This window comes from Rhizobium johnstonii 3841, assembly GCF_000009265.1.
Lineage (GTDB): Bacteria > Pseudomonadota > Alphaproteobacteria > Rhizobiales > Rhizobiaceae > Rhizobium > Rhizobium acaciae.
This window is the reverse complement of the sequence record NC_008380.1, coordinates 1,134,975-1,156,233: the sequence shown is the minus strand read 5'-3', so window position 1 is coordinate 1,156,233 and position 21,259 is coordinate 1,134,975. Positions and strand designations below refer to the sequence as shown.

19 protein-coding genes are annotated in these 21,259 nt (G+C 61.8%); 13 read left to right on the top strand and 6 right to left on the bottom strand.

The window, feature by feature from the left end; all coding sequences use genetic code 11:
- Positions 1-126: 126 nt before the first annotated feature.
- Together RL_RS05575 and RL_RS05570 are read right to left on the bottom strand one after the other, a co-directional pair.
- On the bottom strand, positions 127-477 hold the full coding sequence (locus RL_RS05575; protein ID WP_011650806.1) for an antibiotic biosynthesis monooxygenase family protein: 351 nt from the start codon (positions 475-477) through the stop codon (positions 127-129).
- Positions 474-803 carry an NIPSNAP family protein gene (locus RL_RS05570; protein ID WP_011650805.1) on the bottom strand — a complete coding sequence of 110 codons (330 nt, stop codon included), beginning with the start codon at positions 801-803 and terminating at the stop codon, positions 474-476. Before RL_RS05570 ends, RL_RS05575 begins: the two co-directional genes overlap by 4 nt.
- Before the next feature lie 72 nt (positions 804-875).
- Between RL_RS05570 and RL_RS05565 the strand changes: the two genes are divergently transcribed.
- A complete protein-coding gene (locus RL_RS05565; RefSeq protein WP_011650804.1) occupies positions 876-1,562 on the top strand; it encodes an ArsR/SmtB family transcription factor in 687 nt (228 codons plus the stop codon).
- 45 nt (positions 1,563-1,607) lie between these two features.
- Here the strand turns inward: RL_RS05565 and RL_RS05560 are convergent, their stop codons facing one another.
- From RL_RS05560 to RL_RS05550, 3 genes are all read right to left on the bottom strand, one after another.
- Positions 1,608-2,039: a hypothetical protein gene (locus RL_RS05560; RefSeq protein ID WP_244432350.1), complete on the bottom strand. Its 432-nt coding sequence runs from the start codon at positions 2,037-2,039 to the stop codon at positions 1,608-1,610.
- 196 nt (positions 2,040-2,235) lie between these two features.
- Positions 2,236-2,493: a hypothetical protein gene (locus RL_RS05555; RefSeq protein ID WP_225510734.1), complete on the bottom strand. Its 258-nt coding sequence runs from the start codon at positions 2,491-2,493 to the stop codon at positions 2,236-2,238.
- 47 nt (positions 2,494-2,540) lie between these two features.
- Entirely contained in the window at positions 2,541-6,155 is a 3,615-nt protein-coding gene (locus tag RL_RS05550) for an autotransporter outer membrane beta-barrel domain-containing protein (protein WP_028742812.1), read from the bottom strand.
- A 108-nt stretch (positions 6,156-6,263) separates the two neighbouring features.
- On the opposite strand from RL_RS05550, the gene RL_RS05545 reads away from it, so the two are divergent.
- The 6 genes from RL_RS05545 to RL_RS05520 all read left to right on the top strand — a co-directional run bounded on the left by RL_RS05545 (position 6,264) and on the right by RL_RS05520 (position 11,683).
- Entirely contained in the window at positions 6,264-7,148 is an 885-nt protein-coding gene (locus RL_RS05545) for a hypothetical protein (RefSeq protein ID WP_011650800.1), read from the top strand.
- A gap of 159 nt (positions 7,149-7,307) precedes the next feature.
- Complete coding sequence (locus RL_RS05540) at positions 7,308-7,877, top strand: hypothetical protein (RefSeq protein WP_028742811.1); 570 nt, start codon at positions 7,308-7,310, stop codon at positions 7,875-7,877.
- A gap of 53 nt (positions 7,878-7,930) precedes the next feature.
- Positions 7,931-8,278 (top strand): hypothetical protein, encoded by a 348-nt coding sequence (locus RL_RS37305; protein WP_028742810.1) that lies wholly within the window; start codon positions 7,931-7,933, stop codon positions 8,276-8,278.
- A gap of 9 nt (positions 8,279-8,287) precedes the next feature.
- Positions 8,288-8,731: a hypothetical protein gene (locus tag RL_RS05530; protein ID WP_041936193.1), complete on the top strand. Its 444-nt coding sequence runs from the start codon at positions 8,288-8,290 to the stop codon at positions 8,729-8,731.
- A gap of 233 nt (positions 8,732-8,964) precedes the next feature.
- Positions 8,965-10,794: a methyl-accepting chemotaxis protein gene (locus RL_RS05525; protein ID WP_011650797.1), complete on the top strand. Its 1,830-nt coding sequence runs from the start codon at positions 8,965-8,967 to the stop codon at positions 10,792-10,794.
- Between the two features lie 199 nt (positions 10,795-10,993).
- Positions 10,994-11,683, top strand: a complete 690-nt coding sequence (locus RL_RS05520; RefSeq protein ID WP_011650796.1) for an HAD family hydrolase — start codon at positions 10,994-10,996, stop codon at positions 11,681-11,683.
- A gap of 320 nt (positions 11,684-12,003) precedes the next feature.
- On the opposite strand, the gene RL_RS05515 is transcribed toward RL_RS05520, so the two are convergent.
- A complete protein-coding gene (locus RL_RS05515) occupies positions 12,004-12,651 on the bottom strand; it encodes a hypothetical protein (protein ID WP_011650795.1) in 648 nt (215 codons plus the stop codon).
- 263 nt (positions 12,652-12,914) lie between these two features.
- On the opposite strand from RL_RS05515, the gene thrC reads away from it, so the two are divergent.
- The 6 genes from thrC (at position 12,915) to argS (ending at position 21,209) form a co-directional block, all read left to right on the top strand.
- Positions 12,915-14,339 (top strand): threonine synthase, encoded by a 1,425-nt coding sequence (thrC, locus tag RL_RS05510; RefSeq protein ID WP_011650794.1) that lies wholly within the window; start codon positions 12,915-12,917, stop codon positions 14,337-14,339.
- Positions 14,340-14,342: 3 nt separating this feature from the next.
- Positions 14,343-15,641, top strand: a complete 1,299-nt coding sequence (locus RL_RS05505; protein WP_011650793.1) for a M16 family metallopeptidase — start codon at positions 14,343-14,345, stop codon at positions 15,639-15,641.
- A gap of 29 nt (positions 15,642-15,670) precedes the next feature.
- The gene (locus RL_RS05500; protein WP_028742806.1) at positions 15,671-16,282 is read left to right on the top strand and encodes a GNAT family N-acetyltransferase; all 612 of its coding nucleotides are present in this window, start codon (positions 15,671-15,673) and stop codon (positions 16,280-16,282) included.
- A complete protein-coding gene (locus RL_RS05495; RefSeq protein ID WP_011650791.1) occupies positions 16,282-19,194 on the top strand; it encodes a sensor domain-containing phosphodiesterase in 2,913 nt (970 codons plus the stop codon). The genes RL_RS05500 and RL_RS05495 overlap by 1 nt, the downstream gene beginning before the upstream one ends.
- Positions 19,191-19,394, top strand: a complete 204-nt coding sequence (locus RL_RS39655) for a hypothetical protein (RefSeq protein WP_129557778.1) — start codon at positions 19,191-19,193, stop codon at positions 19,392-19,394. Before RL_RS05495 ends, RL_RS39655 begins: the two co-directional genes overlap by 4 nt.
- Before the next feature lie 108 nt (positions 19,395-19,502).
- On the top strand, positions 19,503-21,209 hold the full coding sequence (gene argS, locus RL_RS05490; RefSeq protein ID WP_011650790.1) for an arginine--tRNA ligase: 1,707 nt from the start codon (positions 19,503-19,505) through the stop codon (positions 21,207-21,209).
- Positions 21,210-21,259: the final 50 nt, after the last annotated feature.

Genomic DNA, 21,259 nt, shown 5'->3' with positions numbered 1-21,259 from the left:
CTTAGTTACCAAAGCCTGAAGCGGTGGCCGATTTCGGGAATTTATTCGGACGGCCGATGAGTGACCTGTAGACTTTGCCGACGCCGGTCGGCTGCCGAGCGGCGGCAAGAATGCCGCCGCCAGCGATCAGGCGGCATCGTGAACCTTGCGGCTGTCGGCCGGCGCCTCGTCGCGTTCGAACATGCCGTAATCGCGGATGACACTGGCGATCCGCAGGCGGTAATCGGCGAAGATGCCGCCGCGTCCGGCCTGCTGGGCTGCCCGATGAGCCTCGAGATTGCGCCATTCCTTCACCGCCGCCTCGTCGCGGAAGAAGGAGAGCGACAGCAGCTTGCCGCGCGTCGTCAGGCTCTCGAAACGCTCGATCGAAATGAAGCCGTCGATCTTTTCGAGTTCGCCGCGCAACTCGCCGGCGAGATCCAGATATTTGTGGCGTTCGCCCATATAGGGCTCGACTTCGAAGATGACGGCGATCATGGCAGCACCAGCTTGGCGTGAGGAGCGGAGACATTTTTGAGGAAGATGCGATCCTCCTTCAGGATGAAGCCTTCGCGTCTGGCAAATTCGTAATTCTCACGGCCGAGCGGGTCGGAAGCCAGCCTGGCGCGATAGGCTTCATAGGCGGCGAGGCTTTCGATATTGTAGACGCCGTAGGCCGTCGTTGCCGATCCCTCATGCGGGCCGTAGTAGCCGATCAGGTCGGCGCCGTTTCGCGGGATCGCCTGGCCCCAGTTGCGGGCATATTCGGCAAACGCCTCCTTCTTGAAGGGGTCGATCTCATAACGGATGAAGCAGGTGATCATATCGTTTCTCCTTTGCTGTCGATCCGCTTTTCGCACATTGCCTGTCGGCGATGCTTCGGTTACGATCGAACTATGAAGGAAGGCCCAGACATTGCGCAGATCGGCGCGCTCATCGGCGATCCCGCCCGCGCCAACATGCTGGCGGCACTCACCGGCGGCCGGGCGCTGACGGCGACCGAGCTTGCCGGCGTCGGCGGCATCACCGTGCAGACTGCGAGCACGCATCTCGCCAAACTCGAGGCCGGCGGGCTGCTAACCCAGCGCAAACAGGGGCGCCACCGCTATTTCACGCTGGCCGATGAGGCCGTCGCCCGGCTGATCGAAAGCATGATGGGTTTTGCCGCCGGACGCGGCCATCTGCGCCACCAGCCAGGACCGAAGGAGCCGGCGCTGCGCAAGGCGCGCATCTGTTACGATCACCTTGCCGGCGATTACGGCGTGCGCATGCTCGACAGCCTGATTGCCTCCGGCTCGATCGACGCGGTCGGAGACGGCTTGGCGCTGACGGAAAAGGGCGAAGGCGATCTCAAATGCATCGGCATTAATGTCGGCGACCTCAGATCCTCGCGCCGCCCGCTCTGCCGCTCCTGCCTCGACTGGAGCGAAAGACGCGCCCATCTCGCCGGCAGCCTCGGCAAGGCGCTGCTTTCAAGCTTCCTCGACAAAGGCTGGGCGCGGCGCACGGCCGAAAGCCGCTCGATCCTGTTTTCGCCGGAGGGCGACCGGCAGTTTCTGAAGCTCTTCCCGGTCGATCCGTAGGTTATTGCGGACCTGCAAGACGTTCCAGGGCAGTATCCAGCGCCCTCACGCACCTGCCCTCTTTTCATCTTCCTGCCTGACATGCGCCCGCAGCGCAGCGAGCGTGAGCGCCAACGCGGCGTGATTGCTCTCGGCTTCACCGAGCACGCTTTCGCTCTCCTTGATCTCGCGCAACTGCGCGCCGTAGAGCGACTCGTCCGCTGCCTGGCGACCGCGAGCAAGGTGCCAAACCGCATCCGGCCGAACTTCCCGGCACAGATCGATGGCGTGGTTGACATCGTGAGTGAAGGGCCGCGCCATCAGGAAACCGTGCTCTGACTTGATACTGCTCGGCAGGTAATCGTGAGGACCGTCGAAATCGCTGGGCTCGGCCGGCCGGAGTTGCTTCAACAGAAAGGCACAGGTGATGAAAGCGTCGATCCGGCTGTCGGGCATGTCAGTCTTTTCCAGGGTTTCGATGATGTCCTCGATCGTCATGCAGTCTTCCTCTTCATTCATTCTTGGCATGCCGCCTGTTCTCCTCCCAAGAGCGGCGGTGGCGTCCTCCTCGATCGCCATCTAGTGCATGAGTTTGCCAAAGGTAGTCCCCGGGCTGCGGTTAGTCCGGCATGAGGCGGATTTGATGGATGTCGCGCCCTCCTCGACCCGGAAAGGCTCTAGCGGCGACTTGCCTCTAGCAGCCTTTCTTCCTCATCTTCCTTTCGATCTTGGCTCTCTTGTCGTCGCCATCCCCGGCATGCTTTCCGCCGGTCAGGGCATTATCCATCATCGCCTGCAGCTGCGCACAGCTTCGGTGCTTGCCCTTGGCGATAACGTCGGTCGATGTGAAGGCAAACGGCAGCACTACGGCTGCCGCCGGTCGGACAAAGCTGAAAGCCTCATGGTCCCTCTCCCATTGCGCATGCACAGTACGTCCCAGCCGGGGGAGCAGCAATGAGCTCCTCGTCTTTCGAGGCAGGCTTACGACCGCCACTGCCCTTAGAATCTCACGTCCAGCCGGGCGCTGCCGCTGTGGCGATTGAAGCCATCGCCGAATTCTCCCCGATAGGACAGCGCCAGGGACGCGTCGCTAGCAAGCTGGAAAGCCACGGATCCTCCCGCCACCACACTGTCCGAGGAATTCTGAACCCCTTTGACCGTAAAACTGCCCCCATTTTCGAATGTCAGATGAGAAAGCGGCGTGCCTTGATAGAGAGCGCGTCTCCATGCAACATCAATACCGGTGGTCACGGTCTTATCGGCAATCACGGATTGTCGCTGCGCCCGAAGTCCGACTGTCGATGCAAACATGTCTTCGCGCGCGCTTTCGCCGGAAAGCGATGCGGCCCCGCCGTCTTCCTCAAAGCTGTCACGGTGGCTGATACCGTAATCGAGCCGTCCAAAAGGTGTGACGATCAGGCTCTGAGAGAACCTGAAATCATACGATGCCTCCGAGAAAACCTGGGCCGTATTGCCGTGATAGCTTGCCGTCTGCGTATCCGAGAAACCGGGAAAGGCGATATTGCGGCGGGTTTCGATATCGTACCAGCTATTCGATGCGCCGAGTTTGATCTCGAAATTGCCGGACCTCTGCGCGGCGTAAAGGCCAAGGTGAACGCTGTCGACATTGGCCGTAGAGCCGAGGTCCGATATTTCGAACAAGGATTGCCCGAAGCCGGCGAAGACGCCCGCCGAGATATCGTCGATCATCCAGTCCGCGCCGTAAAGCGCCCCGCCCCGCGCGTTCGTTGCGCTGGATGCGTTTCCGTCCGACTCCAGCGTGGAGATGTTGCCATAGGCGCTTGTCCATGCCCTGCCGCCGGATTGGAAGACCTCGTCCAACCGGTCAAAAACCGTGTTGCGAACGTCATTGGCCTCGCTAAAAAGACCGCTTTGCAACGAGGCGTGGATTTCACCGGAGAGCTGGTCAAACGCATCCCTTGCTTCCGCCCTGTCGCTATAAAGAATGGCATTGTAGAGGGCGAGGCTGCTGGAGCCGCTCGTCTGGTCTAGGAAGTCGAGGCCGTAAGCCGACTGTTGCTGATTATACGTGAGGGCGGCGCTCGGAAACAGAGAACCGGGGCTCAGCACAGTACGCAGGGTCAAGGTTACGTCGGTGGCGGAATAGCTGAGGAAAGACTTCAGGAAGGCGGAATCGATCTCCAGATCGCCGAACGTGCCCGAGACGGTGCCGGCCGAGACGATCGTGTAGGACTGGCCGTTGACGTAGCTGACGGACGGGTCCCACAGGATCGTCTGGACCTTGGCGCCGTTCAGAAATGCGGTGCCTGTGACATCCACCCTGTCGCTGAGCCCGGTGCTGCCGATTTCGACCTCGAAATTGCTGGTCGGATCGAAGTTCAGATCGCCGGTGACCGTCAGCGTCCCGATCGAATTGCCGGGAGCAAGGACGCTGCCTGCAGCAAGAGAGGTCGTGCCGACACTTCCCGTTCCCTGAAGTCTCGCACCGGAACCGATGTTGAACGCGCCGGTCAGGCTGCCATTGACCGAAAGTGTTCCGTCGAGCACGTCGGTGTCGCCGGTATAGGTGCTATTGCCGGTCAATTGAAACAGGCCGCTTCCGGTCTTGATGAGACTGCCGTCTCCGGTGATCGACCCGCCGAATGTGGAAGAGCTGTCGTCGCCGCCGACCGTCAGGATCGCCGCATTGGATAGGCTTACATCTCCGCCGGACAAGCCGCCGCCCGAAAGCGATCCAATGGTTTCGGAAGTGGCGACGTCGAGCCCTGCGCCGGCAAGATCGGCAATGTTCACGCGGGCGTCGTCGGCCAATGCGCCGCCGTTCTGCACCGCCAGCCGCCCCTGATCGATTTCGGTATCCCCCGAGCGTGTGTTGTTGCCCGAAAGAGTCAGCGTGCCCGCGCCGGTCTTGGTCAACTGGCCGGCGCCGGACACTCCTCCGGCGAAGGTCACCGCATTGCCGTTCGTATCCACGGTTGCGCCGGCGCTTCCGATGACCACACCCCGGGCAGCCGGAGAAGCAACGCTTCCGAATGTCTGCAGCGTCCCGCCGTCGAGGGTCAGGGTATTGGTGGTGCTTCCATCGCCCAGCGACGCGGATGAGGACACTGCAAGCGTTCCACCGACCACAGTCATCCCGCCCGAAAAACTGTTATTTCCGAAGAGACCCAACGTACCTGCGCCGGATTTCGTAACGGACCCGCTCCCGGAGATGACGCCGCTGAAGGAGCCGCTGCCACCCACCCCGCCAATGGAAAAGTTTGCATTGCCGAGAAGAATGTTCCCATTCCCTGTCAGGCTCGCAAAAGCCTGGTTGAAGCCGGCCATGTTCAACTGCGCGCCAGTCCTCACCTCGAGCGGCGAGGTGGCGGGAACAGCGTTGACCGACATCAGCTGCAATGTGCCCGCCGAGACGGTCGTCGCGCCGGTATAGGACTGTCGGCTGCTTAGAATGAAGGTGCCGGTGCCGGCTTTGGTAAGGCCGCCCTGACCCGATATTTCTCCGTCGAATGTCGTAGAACTATCACCGGCCCCGACCGACAGAATGGCGTTATTGGCGACCTCGACGGTCCCGCTGCCGGTCAACGCGTCCACTGCTTCACTCGCATTGACGTACAGCGCGCCGTCGAGGCTGATATCGGCCGAGCCCCCGAACACATTGCCGCCATTGGCTGTTAGCGTCGCGCCGGACAGGACATTGATCGACAACGCCCCCTGCGACTGTCCCGACCACTGAAAATCACCGGAAATCGTCAGCCCGCGACCCGCGACGATTCCACCGGAATAATTTCCGGATCCGATCGCCAGCGTCTCCGTCGTGCCAATCAGGCCTGCGCCATAAAGGCTGTTGAGCGAGGCGTCGTAGCTCGTGAGATCGAAGGTCGAGCCTGACGACAATCGAAGCGAATCGAGCGTGGAAAGGTTGGCGGCGGCCCCGGCGTCGACAATGGTCAGCGTCTGATTGGCGGAGAGGGCGACCTCGTCGACGTCAGCAAACCTGCCTCGCCAGGATCCGCCCCTGCTGAAGGTCACGCGGTTTGCGCCGTCGATCGTGCCATCGAAGGAGAAGTTTCGGATCTCGAGATCGGCGTCGTTGAGACGGATCGTGCCGCTGCCGGCAAGGGAGGCTATCCAATCGCTGTGCGACCCGAGGTCCACGGTCGCGCCAGATGCGACGGTTGTCGTGCTAGCTCGCAATAGTGCCCCTTGACCATCCTCCGGGACCAGGAGGGTGCCGGAATCGACAAAGACATCCTGGTTTCCGCCGGAAAAGAAGAAATCCGCAAGAGTGACGGTGCCGCTGTCGGCGGCACCGCCGAAGTGAAGTTCCGCGCCCGTGCCGACCCGATAGAGCTTGAGATTCAGATCGCTTCCCGGAATGGCGGAGAAACGCACCGTAGCGCCGTCTAGAATATCGATTTCCGGGACGAGATCGATCGTTCCGGTGGCCACCGTTCGTATCCATCCGCCAGTGGACATGTCGACCTGATCCGTTCCCAGCTCGTCGCCGGTGCTGATCTCGACATAGGAATTGAGGGAAGAGTCCGCATAAGCGGTAATCGGGAAGAGAAAAGTGGCAATGGCCGATCCGGCGACGGCGAAATGAACTGAAAATCGGCTCTGTGTTATCATTAGAATCAGCTTTGTTTGAAAAATTAATCGCAAAAGCTGTATAAGTCGCCTCCCCCGCGGCGAGAGAGTCTAAACTTTGCATCGATCACCTGGGCAGTCAAAAGAACCATGAGCGAAATACGTCTTTATGCCGGAGTGGAGGATTTCGCTGCGGACAGTCTGTGGGTCGAGGCGACAGGCCTGATGCGCCACCCTTCCTATGCTAGCGCTCTCCTAGTCTATTGCGAGGCCATGACGGCCCGTGCACGGAAACTGCTGCCCGCAAACAAACTCTTTGCCCAGAAGCAGCGCTACTTCGTCTCGTTCCTGCTCATTTGCCTTTATGTTCAGTGGCTTGAGTCCCGCGGCGCGCCCCCGTCGCTTGCGCTTCTGCAACGATCGGCTCCCGGCAGTCCGCGCCAGATTGCCGATTTCATCAACGGATTGCGTGATCGCGGCCTCATCATCGCAACGTCGCTCGAGACAGACCGCCGCACCCAGATCCTGAAGCCCAGCTTGGAACTGCTGCGTGAAATCGCGCAATCGCCACTAGCAGCATTGGGATCCTCGGAACTGCTTGCGCCGCCTCTGACCATCCGCCCGGACGATCTTGTCATGGACGAAGATCGGCTGGCGCGCTGGCTGGCTCTCTCTGCCGAGCGTTATGCGGTCAAGGACGATCTGTTTGGACCTTTTCCGGCCATCGTTCGACACAGCGAGAGAGATGCCGGTCATCTTGTCTTTTGCGCGGTGATTGCCGAGGCTCTGCGTCAGCGAACAGGCTCGCCGGCATCCGGCAGCCTGACATATCGAGGACTGGCCGAACGTTTCGATGTCTCTCGCCAGCATATCAGCAACATCTTCGGCGAGGCAGCTCAGAACGGCTGGTATCGCATCTCGCCGGGCGGTGAAGTCGCACTGATGCCCGACCATACACTTCTCCAGTTCGAGACCTGGGTTGCCGGGCAAATGGTGCATTATCGCCATCTGGCTTTAGCGATTCGCGAGAGATAAAATCGAAAATTCCGGCCATGGCGGTGAGATCGGACCAAGGTCCGGCACCTATCCGACTGAGTGCCTAAGGCAGGAACAGTGGAGTTAAACCGAAGTTTGTCACCCAGCTATCCATCCGCTCCGGATGCGACAGCAGGCAACGACAAACGGAGGAATACCATGATGAAGGCAACACACCTGGCACTGGCAGCAGCCCTTCTGGCGGGCACGACTGTTTCCGGCTTCGCTCAATCGTCAAGCACTGTCGGCACTGGCGGTTCGTCGGCCGGCGGCGGAACTGCGAGCAGCACGGTCGGTACTGGTGGCAGCTCTGCCGGGGGCACCTGCCCTGCCGGCGCAACCAACTGCAAATCCGGCACGTCCTCGACGGTCGGCACCGGCGGCTCATCAGCCGGTGGCGGCACCTCCAGCAGCACTGTCGGCACCGGCGGCTCTGCTGCTGGTTCGGGCTCCGGCTCGGGATCTGCTTCGACGCTTGGCACCGGCGGTTCGTCGGCCGGTGGGGGCACTTCGAGCAGCTCGGTCGGCACCGGCGGCTCCGCCGCAGGCTCGGGCGATGCGAACTCGGCCTCAACTGTAGGAACGGGCGCTTCGTCGGCGGATGGAGACAAGACCGGCAGCACCGTCGGCACCGGCGGCAGCGCCGCGGGAAGCTCTGACAACAAGGGCAAGAAGGGCTGTGCGCCCGGACAGGTCAAGAAGGACGCCGCCGGCACAGAAGGCTGCTGACGATGTCGGCCGGCGCCTTGAATGGCGTCGGCCAAGCCCTCGGAGATAAACCAATGGCACAGTTTTCCACAATCGCATTCAGCGCTTCACTCGCCCTGATCGCCGGACAGGCAATGTCCGAGGAGATCAAGCTCGACGACGGAACGACATGCACCGTCGTCCAGTCTCAGTCGTCGCAGGGAGACATGTCCACCACCGTGACGGCCGGCAACGGACATGTTTCGTCATCGACCACGACCGGCGGATCGAGCGGTTCCTCTTCGTCGTCCGCCTCCGCCGGATCATCGGCGGGATCGGGAAGCGTCGACAGCTTTTCGACGGCGAGCATCACCCGGCCTGACGGCACCGTCATCACCAAACGGTCCGACGGAACCTGCTCGGTCACGAAACCCAAGAAGTAGGAGATGGCAATGAGACATATCAGCTTGATCGCGGCGCTTTCGATCACCCTTCTGGCGTCGACTTCGGCCGTCCTTGCCGAGGATTGCACCGCAGCCGGAACGGTCGGGTCGGCCGGAAGCGCCTCGGCAGGAGGCACATCCGCAAGTTCGCTCGGGACGGCCGGCACCTGCCGGACCGACGACGGCACGACCTCTTCGATCGGATCGGGGGGAAGTGCAGCCACCTCCGACGGAAAGGCGCAAAGCAAGACCCACATCAACGACAATGGCGACAAGCTGAAGGCGCAGACGAAAGCCCAGGCAGTCGACAAAGGGACGTTCAGCAAGTCTCGCACAAAAACCAGCACAGACGGCAGCACGCTGGATAGCACGACCCGCACGATGTCACATGTCCCGGGCGAGAAGCCGGTCAAGAACACCACCAATCAGAAGATCATACTGCCGGAACAATAATCGGATGGGGCTCGCCCTCGTAACCAAGGACGAGCCACCCCTCTTGCATCTTCCGGCGCTTGAGGTGCCCGCGCCGGTCATCCGCGCTACGCTCAAAGCGGCTCAACCTTTCATCGAAACTGAAATATCTGCTGCAACCTGTTGTTTTCGCGTCGCTAACCGACATGATGCTGAGAAAATTATTAAGCATGTTCGGCTACTCTCACCTTCTGAATTAACGAGAGAACCCTGTCATGGCGTCGATCCAGCATAAGATCATCATTGCGAGCATCGCGATTTTCGCCCTGGCGGGTGGCGCTACGGGCGTCGGTATCTGGTCCGCCTCGACCCTCTCCGAAAACAACGCCGAGGTTGCCCGGTCGGCACAAATTCTGCGGAACCACATGCAGGCCGACATGATGCATGACGCGATGCGCGCCGACGTGCTCGCGTCAATGCTGGCGTCCAACCCGGCAGCAGGCATGGACGCTGCCGCGGTGAAGGCGGATCTGGTGGAGCACGACGCATCGTTCCGCGAGATGCTTGATGCCAACAAGGCTCTTGCCGCCGACGACAAGACCAAAACGCTGCTTGCCAGCATCGAGCGTCCCCTTCTGACCTATATCGAAAGCGCCACTAAGATCGTCGATCTTGCCAGCCGGGATGCCTCAGCGGCATTGAAGGCCTTGCCCGAATTCATGCAGCAGTTCTCTACCTTGGAAACGGCGATGGAACAGGCCGGCGATCAGATCACCGCTGCATCCGAGGAAATTTCCAATCGCAGCTCTGATGTAAAGGCGTCGGTCGACATTGTTCTGGAAGCGCTATTGGCTTCGGCCGCGCTCTTCGCCTTTGGTCTTTATTTCCTGACCCGCAAGACCGTCACCAAGCCGATCCTTTCGCTTTCCGGCGATATGCAAAGGCTCGCCGGCGGTGACACGGCGATTGCCTGCACCGGGATCGGCCGCAGCGATGAAATCGGAAGGATGGCATCGGCCGTCGAAGTCTTCCGCCAGGCGGCGATTGCCAACAAGCAACTCGAAAAAGATGCCGAGGCCGCTCGATTGCAGGGCGAAACCGAACGGGTCACGGCGCGCAAGCAGGCCGACGACGATGCCGCCGAACGGCTACGGACGGCGACGTCAGGCCTCGCCGCAGGCCTGAAGAGGCTTGCATCCGGCGATCTCTCCTTCCAGATCGAAGAACCCTTCGCCCCAGACTTTGAGGGCCTCCGGCATGATTTCAACATGTCGATCCGGCAGCTCGATCAGACGCTCGGCGCCATCGCCGCCGCCATTGCCGCGATCGACGAAGGCACCAGGGAAATCGCCTCCGGGGCCGGCGACCTGTCCAAACGAACCGAACAGCAGGCAGCCTCTCTCGAAGAAACCGCCGCAGCGCTCGATCAGATCACCGCCAATGTCTCGAACTCGAGCAAGCGGACCGACGAGGCACGCACTGAAGCGACCGATGCAAACAGCAATGCCGTCAAGTCTTCGGAGGTCGTGTCGCATGCCGAAGAGGCCATGCGCCGCATCGAGGCTTCGTCGCAGCAGATCTCCAGCATTATCGGCGTGATCGACGAGATCGCCTTCCAGACCAATCTGCTGGCGCTGAACGCCGGCGTCGAAGCGGCGCGCGCCGGCGACGCGGGCAAGGGCTTTGCTGTGGTGGCCCAGGAAGTCCGCGAACTCGCCCAGAGATCGGCTCAGGCGGCAAAGGAAATCAAGGGCCACATCCAGAAATCCTCGGTGGAAGTGGAAAGCGGCGTCAAGCTGGTTCTCGACACCAGCCAGGTTCTGAAGGCGATCAGCGAACAGATTGCCCGCATCAATCAGCACATGGATGCAATCGCCGTATCGGCAAGAGAGCAGTCGACCGGCCTTGCCGAAGTCAACACCGCCGTCAATTCCATGGACCAGGTGACCCAGCAGAACGCGGCGATGGTGGAGCAATCCACCGCGGCATCCGGCCAGCTTGCCGAGGAAGCTGCCAAGCTGCGCGAGCTCGTTTCCCGGTTCAGGCTTCGGGCGACAGCTTCGCAATCTGCAACTGGACGCCGGAGTGGGCAGCTGGCGGCCTGACGGCTGCTATCTGCTCGCCATTGTTCATTCCCAAGTCACCCCGACACGACCGATCCGGCAGCGATGCCGGAGCCGGTCGCTTGCCGCATCGCAGCCATGCTTGAGATCCGGTTGAGCTTTGGCCGGGCATCGTGTAAAGCCGCAGCATTCCCGGACAAGACCCAGACTTCCAGCCCCGACTTCAGCAAGGCGTGAACATATGGACGGCTTCGACCTCATCATCTTCGACTGCGACGGCGTTCTCGTCGATTCGGAAATCATCGCGGCGGAAGTCGAATCCGCGCTTCTGACAGAGGCCGGATATCCGATCGACGCCGAGGAAATGGGCGAGCGCTTCGCCGGCATGACGTGGCGCAACATCCTGCTGCAGATCGAGCGCGAGGCAAGTATCCCGTTTTCGGCTTCCCTGCTCGACAAGTCGGAGCATATGCTCGACCTCAGGCTGGCGCAGGACGTCCAGGCCATTCCAGGCATTGAATTCGCCGTCTCCAGGCTGCCGATCAAGCGCTGCATCTGCTCGAATTCGAGCACCAAGCGGCTCGACATGATGCTGAGCAAGGTTGGGCTGAAGCCGCTGTTTGCGCCGAGCATCTTTTCGGCCAAGGATCTTGGCCCCGACCGCGTCAAGCCGAAGCCCGATATCTTCCTGCACGGCGCAAGCCAGATGGGCGTATCGCCTGACAAGGTCGTTGTGGTCGAGGATTCCGTCCACGGCGTACACGCGGCACGCGCCGCCGGCATGCGCGTCATCGGCTTTACCGGCGCCTCGCACAGCTATCCCGCCCATGCCGACAAATTGACGGATGCCGGCGCCGAAACGGCAATCTCCCGCATGAACGACCTGCCGGGCGTCGTCGCCGCTTTGGCGGCCTGGGACAACGTTCTCTGAACGCTTTAGGCTTGCAATCCGTGGGCTGTGTGGAGACCATTTCATGGTTTCTCCCCACTGCTGTCCCGTTCGCGCCGATGGCTGCCCCTCACCCTAACCCTACCGGGGTCGAGCCACTCGTCTCGACCCGTCCTCCGGACCCCGTAAACGGGTAGAGGGGACGTGCCAAACGCAGCGTAGAGGTGGAGGGAGCCGGTGCGGCATATCCCCTTCTCCCCGCAGGCGGGGGTCCGAAGGACGGGTCGAGACACGTGGCTCGACCCAGGCAGAGGTGGCGGCAGCCGGATGAGGGGCTGATGTCGGGTCGAAGCCCGAATTGCTTAGCTGCTCTTCTTGGTCTTTGCCGGCTGGGTGTCGAAGCCGATATTGACGCGCACCAGGGCGCCGGAGCCGACCGGCATCTTGATGCCGTCCTTGCGGAAGACGACCTGCGTGCCCGGCGCGCCCGGCGGGATCTCGGTCGGGAATTTGGTGACTTCGGAATAGAGCACGGTCTCGCCGTCGATGACGGAGATGCGGATCGGCAGGGTCACCGGCCCCGGCGTGCCGGCCGGGCCGGTGATCAGGCGCAGCTGGGCAACGACCGTCATCGTCAGGTTCGTGTCGTTCAGCGTGCACTGGCGGGTGTAATCGCCGACGGAGGCCTGGAAGACGATCTGCTGCGGATCGTCCTTCTTGCCCTTGGCATAGGTGCGGAAGATCGAATCCTGGTCACGCATGAAGATCTGCGGGCAGGCACCCTGGACGACGGGAGCGACCGTGCCCTGCGCCGTCGTGGCGGTGCCGATCGAAGGATTGTTCGAGGACGGGTTGGCCGGCGCCAGCGGCATGATCTGGGCGGTTCCGTTCGTCTGCGTCGCCGGCGCCGTCGACTGGCTGTCGCCACCTATGCCGAGCGAGTTGCAACCAGCAAGCAGGGCAAGAAAAGATGCGGAGACGATGAGACGCGAGACCTTGCCGAGCACCATATTCCATCCCTTGTATAAGCGCTTCTTGGAGGCCTCATGTCTTTTCCGCGGGGCCTTTCACGACGGTTTGCGATGGTCTATATCAGCGGCGCAAACAAAAATCGATTGGGTAAGCGCCGTTTTGATGCACTTTTCGACGCCGGATGCGGGCAACTTCAACAAGATAACGGCAATGGTATGGCCTGAAGGCACCCGCTTGCCGATTTCCGGCAGAGCGCACCATGGCCTCACCTGGCCGGATTTCCTCCAGCGATAGATCAAGGATGATGAACGTGGATTATATCTCGACTCGCGGCGAGGCCCCTTCCCTCGGCTTTTGCGACGCCCTTTTGACCGGGCTGGCGCGCGATGGCGGGCTCTATGTTCCGCGCAAATGGCCGAGCTTTTCCAAAAAGGAGATCCGTGCGCTCAGGGGCAAGACCTATCAGGAGATCGCCTTCACCATCCTGTCGCCCTTCACCAATGGCGAGATCCCCGACGACACGTTCCGGGCGATGATCGACGAGGCCTACGGCACTTTCCGCCATCCGGCGATCGCGCCGCTCGTCCAGACCGGGCCGAACAGCTTCGTCATGGAGCTCTTCCACGGCACCACGCTCGCCTTCAAGGACGTGGCGATGCAATTGCTCGCCCGGCTGATGGACTATGCGCTGGAAAAGCGCGGCGAGCGGGCGACGATCGTCGGCGCCACCTCGGGCGACACCGGCGGGGCAGCGATCGACGCCTTCGCGGGCCGCGAGCGCACCGATATCTTCATCCTCTTCCCGCATGGCAAGGTCTCGCCGGTGCAGCAGCGGCAGATGACGACCTCGTCGTCAGCAAACGTGCATGCGCTTGCCGTCGAGGGTAATTTCGACGATTGCCAGAACCTCGTGAAAGCGATGTTCAACGACGTGACCTTCCGCGACAAGGTCCGGCTATCCGGCGTCAACTCGATCAACTGGGCCCGCATCATGGCTCAGATCGTCTATTATTTCACGGCGGCGGTGGCGCTTGGCGGTCCGGACCGGAAGATCTCGTTCACGGTGCCCACAGGCAATTTCGGCGATATCTTCGCCGGCTACTGCGCCAAGCGCATGGGCCTGCCGATCGACCGTCTGGTGATCGCCACCAACGAGAACGACATCCTGGCGCGGACGCTGAAGACCGGCCGCTACGACATGAAGGCGGTCAAGGCGACGAGTTCGCCGTCGATGGACATCCAGATCTCCTCGAACTTCGAACGGCTGCTGTTCGAAGCCTATGACCGCGACGCCTCGAAAGTGCGCGCGGCGATGGAAAGCCTCAAGCAATCCAACGGCTTCGAGATCGGCAGCCAAGCGCTGAAGGCGATCCGCCGCGACTTCCGCGCCGGGCGCGCCAGCGAGAAGCAGGTCGCCGAGACGATCCGCAAGACCCATGCCGAAACCGGTTATCTGCTGGATCCGCATTCGGCGATCGGCGTCTTCGTCGCTGCCAAGAAAGAAAAGCCGAATACGCCGATGGTGACGCTTTCGACCGCGCATCCGGCGAAATTCCCCGCCGCCGTAAAATCCGCCTGCGGTATTGACCCGGCGCTTCCGACGTGGCTTGCTGATCTGATGCACAGGGAGGAGCGTTTCCAGATCATCAAACCGGAGCTGAAAGCCGTTGAGACTTTTATCGGCAAGCATGCCCGCGGCGAGACGACAGCAGGCGCAGAAAGATAGCCAATGACAGTTGAGTGCACCCGGCTGAAATCCGGGCTGACAGTAGTCACAGAGACCATGCCGCATCTTGAAAGCGTTGCGCTCGGAGTCTGGATCAAATCGGGATCGCGTAACGAGACGGACAACGAGCACGGCATCGCTCACCTGCTCGAACACATGGCCTTCAAGGGCACGGCGCGCCGCACGGCCCGCCAGATTGCCGAGGAAATCGAGGATGTCGGTGGCGAAGTCAATGCCGCCACCTCGACCGAGACGACCTCCTATTACGCCCGCGTGCTCAAGGACTACGTGCCGCTCGCCGTCGATATCCTCGCCGACATCCTGACGGAATCGGCCTTCGAGGAAGAGGAGCTGGAGCGCGAGAAGCAGGTGATCCTGCAGGAGATCAACGCCGCCAACGACACACCCGACGACGTGGTGTTCGACCGGTTCTCCGAGGCCGCCTATCGCGACCAGACGCTCGGCCGGGCGATCCTCGGCACGCCGGAGACCGTCGTCTCCTTCACGCCGCAGCAGATCCGTGGCTATCTCGGCCGCAACTACACGACCGACCGCATGTTCGTGGTCGCCACCGGCGCCGTCGAGCATGAAGAATTCCTGCGCATGGTCGAGGATCGTTTCGCCAGCCTGCCGACGGCCCCTTCCGCGCCGCCCGTCATGGAACCGGCGCGTTATATCGGCGGCAGCGTGCGCGAACCGCGCGACCTGATGGACGCGCAGATCCTGCTCGGCTTCGAAGGCAAGCCCTACCACGCCCGCGATTTCTACTGCTCGCAGATCCTCGCCAATATTCTTGGCGGCGGCATGTCCTCCAGGCTCTTCCAGGAGGTGCGCGAGTTCCGCGGCCTCTGTTATTCCGTCTATGCCTTCCACTGGGGCTTTTCCGACACCGGCATCTTCGGCATTCACGCCGCGACCGGCGGCGAAAACCTGCCGGAGCTGGTGCCCGTCATCATCGACGAGCTGCACAAATCAGCCGATGCGATCCACCAGAAGGAAATCGAGCGCGCCCGCGCCCAGATCCGCGCCCAGCTGTTGATGGGTGCGGAAAGCCCGGCTGCCCGCGCCGGCCAGATCGCCAGGCAGATGATGCTTTACGGCCGGCCGATCTCCAATCCGGAGATGATGGAGCGGCTGGAAGGTATCACCATCGAGCGGCTGACCGACCTCGCCGGCCGGCTGTTCTACGACACGGTGCCGACGCTTTCGGCGATCGGTCCGTTGGAGCAGCTGGCGCCGATGGAAGACATCACTGCCTCGCTTACGGTGCCGGCGTCGAAGACGCTGCAGGCAAGCCGCTGAGCCGACGTCCGTCTTGCCGGGAGTGATCGATGCCAAAATCGGTTTTTCGGTTCCTGTCGCGGCAGCCGGAAGCGGTGGAGCTGGAGAACGACAGATATTTCCTGCGCCTGCCGCGCTACCAGGACTTCAACCAGTGGCACCGGCTGCGCGCCGAAAGCCGCAAGTTTCTCGAACCCTGGGAGCCGACCTGGCGGCGCGACGAATTGACGGAAGGCGCCTACCGCGCCCGCGTCGTCCGCGGCAAGCAGGAATATGCCTCAGGTCAGGCGGTGCCGCTGTTCATTTTCCTGAAAGGCGACATGACGCTCGTCGGCGGCGTCACCATCGGCTACATCCGACGGGGTGCGGCACAAAGCTGCATGATCGGCTACTGGATGGGCGAACGCCATGCCGGCCAGGGGCATATGTTCGCCGCCCTTCAATTGGTTATTCCTTACATCTTCGCCGGGCTTGAGTTGCACCGTATCGAAGCAGCCTGTATTCCAGATAACGCGCGCAGCATTCGTCTGCTTGAAAAAGCCGGGTTTCAACAGGAAGGCTATCTGCGCGGATATTTGAAGATCAACGGTCAGTGGCATGACCATGTGATGTTTTCACGTCTCGCCACCGATACGGATAAAGGCAGGAAAACCGACAGCTGATGACAAGAGACCGCATGCTGCCCAAGTCACCGTCCGGACGAGTGATCGCGGTGATCGCAGCCCTTTTCCTGGCGGCCTTCGCCTTCGTGGCGGGTGTTGCCCAGGCGGCCGAACCGGTAAAAATTTCCCGTGACGATACCGCGCTCGATCTGACGGCAACGACCGAGATCTACACCAACCAGGGCGAAGCCTTCCAGGTTTCGACGGCGGCCGGCGCCGACGGCATCCGCCGCCGCATCGAGGTCAGGGCAAGCTCGGAGAACCATCAAGGCGACTGGGCGGTGTTTGCGCTCGCCAACGTCTCGGAAGAACAGCTTGAGCGCGTCATCGTCGCGCCGCATTTCCGTCTGGTCAATTCCAAGCTGTTCTGGCCGGATCTCGGCTCGCAGCGCATCAGCGCGATTACGCCCAGCGAAGGCTTCGCGCTCGATCGGCAACCGAGCGACGAGGCCGACGTCTTCCGCATCACGCTGAACCCCGGCTCCGTCATCACCTTCGTCGCCGAACTGTCGACGCCGGAACTGCCGCAGATCTATCTCTGGGAACCGAACGCCTACAAGGACACGATCAACGCCTTCACACTCTATCGCGGCATCGTGCTCGGCATTGCCGGCCTGCTCGCCGTGTTCCTGACCATCCTCTTCGTCGTCAAGGGCACTTCGATGCTGCCGGCGACGGCAGCACTCGCCTGGGCGGTGCTCGGCTATATCTGTGTCGATTTCGGTTTCCTCGGCAAGCTGATCAGCGTCGCCTCGGCCGACCAGCGAATATGGCGGGCCTGCGCCGAGGTAGCCCTGGCGTCGAGTTTCGTCATCTTCCTCTTCACCTATCTGAACCTCAACCGCTGGCATGCGCATCTCGGCTACGCGACACTTGCCTGGGTGCTCGGCCTTGCCCTGCTCTTCGGTGTGGCGATCTACGACCCGTCGATCGCCGCCGGCATCGCCAGGCTTTCCTTCGCGCTGACTGCGACGATGGGGCTGCTTTTGATCATCTATCTCGGCTTCAACCGCTATGACCGCGCCATCCTTTTGGTGCCGGCCTGGGCGCTGATCCTGGTCTGGCTGTTCGGGGCGTGGCTGACGGTCACCGGACGGCTCGACAACGACATCATCCAGCCCGCACTCGGCGGCGGCCTGGTGCTCATCGTGCTTCTGATCGGCTTCACCGTCATGCAGCATGCGTTTGCCGGCGGCGCCTACCAGCAGGGGCTGTTTTCCGATCTCGAGCGGCAATCGCTGGCGCTGACCGGCTCCGGCGACATGGTGTGGGATTGGGACGTGGCGCGCGACCGCGTCGTCACCATTCCCGACGTCTCGATCAAGCTCGGCCTGTCCCAGGGCGCCATGCATGGCGCGGCGCGCAACTGGCTGCCGCGGCTGCATCCCGACGACCGCGACCGCTTCCGCGCCACGCTCGACGTGCTGCTCGAACACCGCCGCGGGCGGCTGAACCACGAGTTCCGCATCCGCGCCGAGGACGGGCATTTCCACTGGCTGCTGATCCGCGCCCGGCCGGTGCTCGGCTCGAACGGCGAAATCATCCGCTGTGTCGGCACGATCGTCGATGTGACCGAGCAGAAGAATTCCGTCGAACGGCTGCTGCACGATGCGCTGCACGACAATCTGACCGGCCTGCCGAACCGGCAGGTCTTCCTCGACCGGCTGCAGTCGGTGCTGGCGCTGGCGCCGGGCGGCGACACGCTGCGCCCGACCGTGATGGTGATCGATATCGACCGCTACAAGCTGGTCAATGATTCGCTCGGCGTTGCTGCTGGCGACAACATTCTCATCGCGCTGACGCGGCGGCTGCGCCGGCTGTTGAAACCGCAGGATACGCTGGCGCGGCTTGCCGGCGACCAGTTCGGGCTCATCCTGGTTTCCGAGCACAATCCGGCCAAGGTCGCTGATTTCGCCGATGCGATCAGCAAGGCGATCATGGTGCCGATCAACTTCGCCAATCGCGAGATCATCCTGACCGCCTCGGTCGGGCTTGCCTCCTGGGTCGACCGGCAGGAGAGCGCCACCGGCCTGCTCAGCGATGCGGAGCTTGCGATGTACCGGGCAAAACGGGCCGGCGGCAACCGTGTCGAACCGTTCCAGCCGGCCTTTCGCGACTTTGGCACCGACCGGCTGCAGCTCGAAACGGATCTGCGCCGCGCCATCGAGCGCAAGGAATTGTCGATGGTCTACCAGCCGATCGCAAGGCTGGAGGATGTCGAGGTCGCCGGTTTCGAGGCGCTGATGCGCTGGGAACATCCCAAACGCGGCAATATCCCGCCATCCGAATTCATCCCGATCGCCGAGGCCTCCGATCTTATCGGCCCGCTCGGCATGTTTGCGCTGGAACAGGCGACCAACGATCTGATGAGCTGGCAGCACCAGACCGGCGAATTGCCGATCTTCGTCTCGATCAACCTGTCGAGCGTGCAGCTGCTCAACAACGAGCTTTATGACGACGTGCGTTCGGTTCTCGCCAAGACGCATTGCCAGCCCTCGCGCCTCAAGCTCGAACTGACGGAATCCATGGTGATGGAAAATCCGGAACAGGCCCGGCTCGTGCTGCAGAAGCTGAAGGAAGCCGGCATCGGCCTGGCGCTCGACGATTTCGGCACCGGATATTCGTCGCTCGCCTATCTCACCCGCTTCCCCTTCGACACGATCAAGCTCGACAAGGCCTTGGTGCGCGACAGCAGCGACAAGAAGGCGACCGTGCTCCGGTCGGTGATCGCAATGGCGCGCGAACTCGACATGAAGGTGGTGGCAGAGGGGATCGAATCCAACGAGGATGCGATCGAGCTTGCCAAGATGGGCTGCAACTACGGCCAGAGCTACCTTTTCGGCCCGCCGATCCCTTCGGAATCGGTGCTGCGGCTGCTGCGCGACCGGTTTCCGCTGACGAAACGGGCGTGACCCGGCAGGTCTCAGGGGTTTTCCCGGAATTAGGTAGAAATTGCCCCAGAGGCCGCCTTCGTCCCGAAGCGGTTATTGAAAAACGTATCGAGCAATTACCAGCCAACCGTCAGCAAGCTTTGGTTGGGTATTGCCAATCGCTTTCTTTGCAAAATTCATCCGACCATGAGATTGCCAGCGGTCACCAGGCGATCTATTGAAGAATCGAACTTAGAGGCGCGACATGAACAAATTTCCGAAGATTGCAGAACGGCGACGCTGAAGCTCTCAAGCTTCCACGCCCCTTATGCTATTCAAGGAAATGATCTATGTCCGTAAAATCGGCCGCACTCGCCGCGCTTGCTTCCGCATATGAACTGAACGGTCTCGAAGCCGGTCCCTGCGTCGTAAGGTCGGCCAGGCCCGAATTCGGTGACCTCCAATGCAACGACGTGATGCGGCTGGCGAAGTCCGCCGAGAAGAACCCGCGCCTGCTTGCCGCTGAAGTCGCCGAGGCGGCTCGGAGCGCTCTTTTCGAGGACGTGTCCGTCGCCGGTCCGGGATTCGTAAACTTCCGGCTGGCCGATGCAGTCGTCGCCGCCGAGGCAACCGCTATGCTGGCCGATCCGTCGCTCGCAGCTGAGAAGGCGGATCCGATGAGAACGGTCATTGACTTTGGCGGGCCCAACGTCGCCAAGGCGCTGCATGTCGGCCATCTGCGCTCCTTCGTTATCGGGGAGAGTCTGCGGCGCATCCTTGTGGAGATTGGCCACGACGTCCTCTCCGACATCCACCTCGGTGACTGGGGTCTGCAGATGGGCAAGCTGCTTTTGGGCGCTGCTCTGGCTGCCGGATGGAAGGCCGGTGATCTCACCTCCTTCATTGACCCCCTGGCATTCGAAGCCATGACCGTCGAGGAACTCGGCGCTCTCTACATGTCCGGCAACGCCGCCTGCGAGGACGAGGCTTTGCTTGCGCTGGCACGGATACTGACAACGAAGCTACAGGACGGAGATCCGCTGCTGACCGCGGCATGGGCACGCATGCGGGCCATTTCGCTCGCGTCGATCTCCGACACGGCGGAGATGCTCGACGCGCATTTCGATCTGCTCCAAGGCGAGAGCGACGCTCATGCGGAGGTCGCACCGATGCTCGACGATCTCATGGCGCGCGGGCTGGCGCGGCAGAGCGAAGGCGCTCTTATTATCGATGTCTCCGCTGACGGACTTCCGGACAATGTACCACCGCTGCTTCTGCGCAAGAGTGACGGGGCGGCCCTCTACGGCACCACCGACCTTGCGACGCTTCGGCAGCGAGTGCGCGAAATCGGTGCGCGGCAGATCGTTTACTGCACCGATGACCGTCAGGCGCTCCATATATCAAGCGTGTTCTCGGCGGCGCGGAAGGCGGGCTATGCCGAGGGCGTGGAACTGCGGCACGCGACCTTCGGTACCGTCCGCGGCAATGACGGCAGGCCCTTCAAGACCCGTGACGGATTCGCGGCCTCGCTAAGAGAAATGATCGACCTTGCGCTCACCAAGTCGTCGGAAAAAGTCGCCGACAGTCAGGCGGCCACGGTTGTGGGTCTCGGCGCGTTGAAGTTTGCCGATCTCTCCACGCCGAGGAAGACAGGCTACGTCTTCGACATTGACAAGATGATATCGTCAGAGGGACGGACTGGACCCTATCTTCAATATGCCTATGCCCGGATCTGCTCGATCCTGGACAAGGCCGAAGAGGCCGGCATCACTCCAGCCGCCGACACGGTCTCGATCAGCCATCCTTCGGAGCGTGCCGTGCTGATCGAATGCCTCTGGTATCCGCACTCCCTCTCCGAGGCGGCGCGGCACCTCGAGCCGTTCGAGATCGCCGATCGGGCGTACCAAGTGGCTGACGCGTTCAGCCGCTTCTACACGGATTGCCCGGTGCTGAAGGCGGAGGATCCATCGGGGCGGCTCGCCACCTGCAAGCTGGTAGCGAGGGTCATCGGAAAATGCCTTGAGCTTCTAGGAATTGGAACGGTGCGGAGGATGTAACAACTGCTTTCGGCCCGAAGCGGTCAAAAGGTCACTCCCCTCCCCCTGGA